3 protein-coding genes are annotated in these 3,328 nt (G+C 34.2%); 1 reads left to right on the top strand and 2 read right to left on the bottom strand.

Features of this window, described 5'->3' with window-relative positions; all coding sequences use genetic code 11:
* Nucleotides 1-299 precede the first annotated feature (299 nt).
* A complete protein-coding gene (locus WBN21_RS03650) occupies nt 300-878 on the top strand; it encodes a DUF2892 domain-containing protein (protein ID WP_424197940.1) in 579 nt (192 codons plus the stop codon).
* 238 nt (nt 879-1,116) lie between these two features.
* Here WBN21_RS03650 and WBN21_RS03645 read toward each other — a convergent pair whose 3' ends face one another.
* On the bottom strand, nt 1,117-1,986 hold the full coding sequence (locus WBN21_RS03645) for a class I SAM-dependent methyltransferase (RefSeq protein ID WP_424197939.1): 870 nt from the start codon (nt 1,984-1,986) through the stop codon (nt 1,117-1,119).
* Between the two features lie 130 nt (nt 1,987-2,116).
* Nucleotides 2,117-3,184 carry a nickel-binding protein gene (locus WBN21_RS03640; RefSeq protein ID WP_424197938.1) on the bottom strand — a complete coding sequence of 356 codons (1,068 nt, stop codon included), beginning with the start codon at nt 3,182-3,184 and terminating at the stop codon, nt 2,117-2,119.
* Nucleotides 3,185-3,328 lie beyond the last annotated feature (144 nt).

Below are 3,328 nucleotides of genomic sequence, written 5' to 3'. Positions count from 1 at the left end.
CTCATTATCTTATATCTTTAAACTGAATTGTATTTTTTAAATAGATGGCCTTGTTAAAACCGAGGGCAAATATACAAAGCCTTTATTACTTTGCAAATCATTTTTTAAAAAAAATTAGAAATATTTTCAACTATTTAAAAACTCCCGCCAGTCCTCTATTTATTTAGGCTAACCCATTATTTTGTTAAATATTGGTATCCATTTTTTCATAAAAATTTAGTTTCTTTGCAGTCTTATAAATCATAAAACAGTTTGTTTCATACGCAAACATCACTTTTTACTATTAGAAATTTAAAATTATGTACAATAAAATCATAAAACTTATCATAGCCGCAGCAATCATTGCTTTTGCAGTTTATCAATTTACAGAAGGTGAAATTGGTAATGGCATTGCGCTTATATTTTTGTCTTTAATTTTCATATTTCTGTATTTTAAAAATGAATTTATTCTATTAGCTTTTTTAAGATTACGTAAACAAGATTTTGAAGGGGCAAAAAAATGGTTGAATAAAATTAAAAACCCTGAAGCAGCTCTGGTAACTAAGCAACAAGGCTATTATAATTATTTACATGGTATTATGGTATCGCAAGATAATGTGAATGAGGCTGAGAAATACTTTAAAAAAGCGCTTTCATTAGGTTTATCAATGGATCACGATTTAGCCATGGCAAAATTGAATTTGGCTGGTATTGCATTTTCAAAACGCAGAAAACAAGAAGCAAAAACCTTATTAGCTGAAGCACAGAAATTAGACAAACAAGGCATGTTAACCGAACAGATAAAAATGATGAAGCAAAACATGAAACAAGCCGTTGGCCCTACCCAACATTATGGTGCTGGAACTTCAGCAAGAGCACAAAAAAGACGCGGTAGATAATTAATTTTATTTGGGCGTTACCCAAGGGTCGGGCTTTCCGTTATATCTTTTTTTTCCATATATGGTAGCAAAAAAAGGATGCCACTACAATCCCTAACGCGCTTACTCTTATGGCTCACTCAGAATTTAATAGATGTTTTAATGCATCATAAAAAATCTAAAAATATTTTTTATCTGTTCTGAAAACCAAATAGTTATAGTGATTCTATTTGTTTTATACGCATGTTGTAGGTAGTTATTACTCTAGTGGTTTTTGCCCAATCCCAACTACTAACTCGCATGGCCCTGAGAACCCATTTTCATCTTCAAACTTCGATAGCTCCACACGAATTTCTTCCCAAGCTGCAGCTTTTTCATTATCTGATAAGCCACCGAGCATTTGATGCAACGCAGCAAACGATTCATATTCAAATTTAACACAGTCTTCCGCTTTCTCCATTTTAACAGGTGCACTTACAGTCTTTGATTGAACGTTAATAAAACCAGCTTGATTGAACGCGTCATCTAATACACCTTCTGAACCAAGGCTAAAAGGACCAGGTTGTCCAGACAATGGAGGAGGTAGTTGAGCACGCCTCCTAATTACTGAAACAGGAGTCGAAAAGAACTGGTTTTTATCAACGGTAGAATAAACAATTGCAGCTACAAATCCACCAGGTTTTAAAACTCGTTTCATTTCTTTAAGCGCTTTTTGCTGGTCAGGAAAGAAGATCAATCCAACTCTTGAAATCACGGTGTCAAAGGAATTATCAGGAACGGTTAGGTTTTCACCATCCATTTCCTTCGTTTCAATATTATTGATACCCTTTTCAATGGCAAGCTCTACTGCAAAATCAAGAATTTTTGGAGCAAGGTCCGTTGCCAAAACATACCCCTTAGGACCAACCTTTTCGGCTGCTGTGATTGATTGTTCTCCTGCGCCGGCTGCAATATCTAATACACGATATCCTTCTTTAACTTCTGCCATATCTAGCATGAGATCAGTTGCAGGTCCTAACCAGCTTTTTAATGTTGGATGCCAACGGTGCCATGCCTCTGCCGCCGTTTGCCATTGTTCTCTAGTTGTTGTTTTGTAATGTTCTGGATTGAATACTTTTACTGTTTCCATGATTGAAATTTTTTAACTGTTAATTGTTTCCCATACTTTATGATGCAAATATGAAAAACATAGAAGCAGAAGTATTTCACAATTGATTCAAATCCTGAAACAATTGATTCAATCACAATATTTATTGAAATTAAGTGAGTTGGGTTATGAATTCAGTTGGAGAAATTCCAAATCTTTTCCTGAAAACACGTGTAAAGTATGTTGGACTATTAAATCCAGATTGGTAAGCAATCTCGGCAATTGTTTTTTGGCTTTGGGACATTTTTCCCAATGCACTTTGAAGTCGTGATTCCTGAATAAGTTGATTTGGAGCTTGTCCAGTTAATGATTTGATCTTACGACTTGCTTGAGATTTACTCATTCCGATTTCCGAGAATAAATCTTCACTTTTAAAGTCGGATCGGTTAAAATGTTTGTTTATCGTAATATGCAGCATCAAAGAAAAGTCAAAGTCGTCATTGTTGACAAGAGTAAAGTTAGTTTGCTTTTCTTGTTGCTCTTGTAATTCTTTTTTTGAAAGTGCAACGGTTTTGCTATCTAAATATAGTTTTTTATTGAGGCCTAAAGAACATAGACTATTAATTTTATTTTTTGTTTCTTCAAAGAATGTAGTTCCTTCTTCATCAACCGGATTTCCACTTACTACGGCTAAGTTAAATTCTAATTTACTTGAAGAAGATTTAAGTAATTCCATTATTGATATTGCACAAGAAATGGCATCTGTAGCGTAAATGAACGTAACCATTATTTGGTTAGTTGGTTCACGGATAATTACTCCATTATGTTCCAAAACTAGACCTTTTATTTTTTTAAAATACCCATTACTATTTTGAGAAAAGCATACGATATTGGTCAGAAGAATAGTTCTGTAGCCAGGATCAAGATCTCCAGAATCTGTTTTTGCTAAATCATTAACGTCGGTACCTTGTCCCATGAAGAGGTTGTATTCATCGTCTGCTACTTCAATGATATTGCAAGCCGTGTTTCCGTGTGATTCTAGATGAACCTGATTACAGGCTTCTTTACTCGGTCCTTCCATCAAGCAAAAGATTGTTTTACCTTGCTCATTAACCCAATATTTCAATTGTTTTACACCGAATTTATCTTCTACGGCAAGATCTTCCATATGTGCCTTTACAACATCCTCAGCCGAGAACTCGTCAGAATCAACATTGTGAATATCCATGTATAAAGGCATAGTCTTTTATTTTATAAGTATTATTCTTAATTACCTACAACGATAGTGGATATGAATCGTTCCGACTCAAGACCTTTGATAAATATACTACAATTCTGTCAATTGTAATATATTTTATTGGAATGCCAAAAGAGGAATGATTTA

It is taken from the genome of Algibacter sp., assembly GCF_049667265.1.
In the GTDB taxonomy this organism is placed as follows: domain Bacteria; phylum Bacteroidota; class Bacteroidia; order Flavobacteriales; family Flavobacteriaceae; genus Algibacter_B.
Note: the sequence above shows the minus strand (reverse complement) of the source record. Positions and strands in the feature narration are given on the sequence as shown.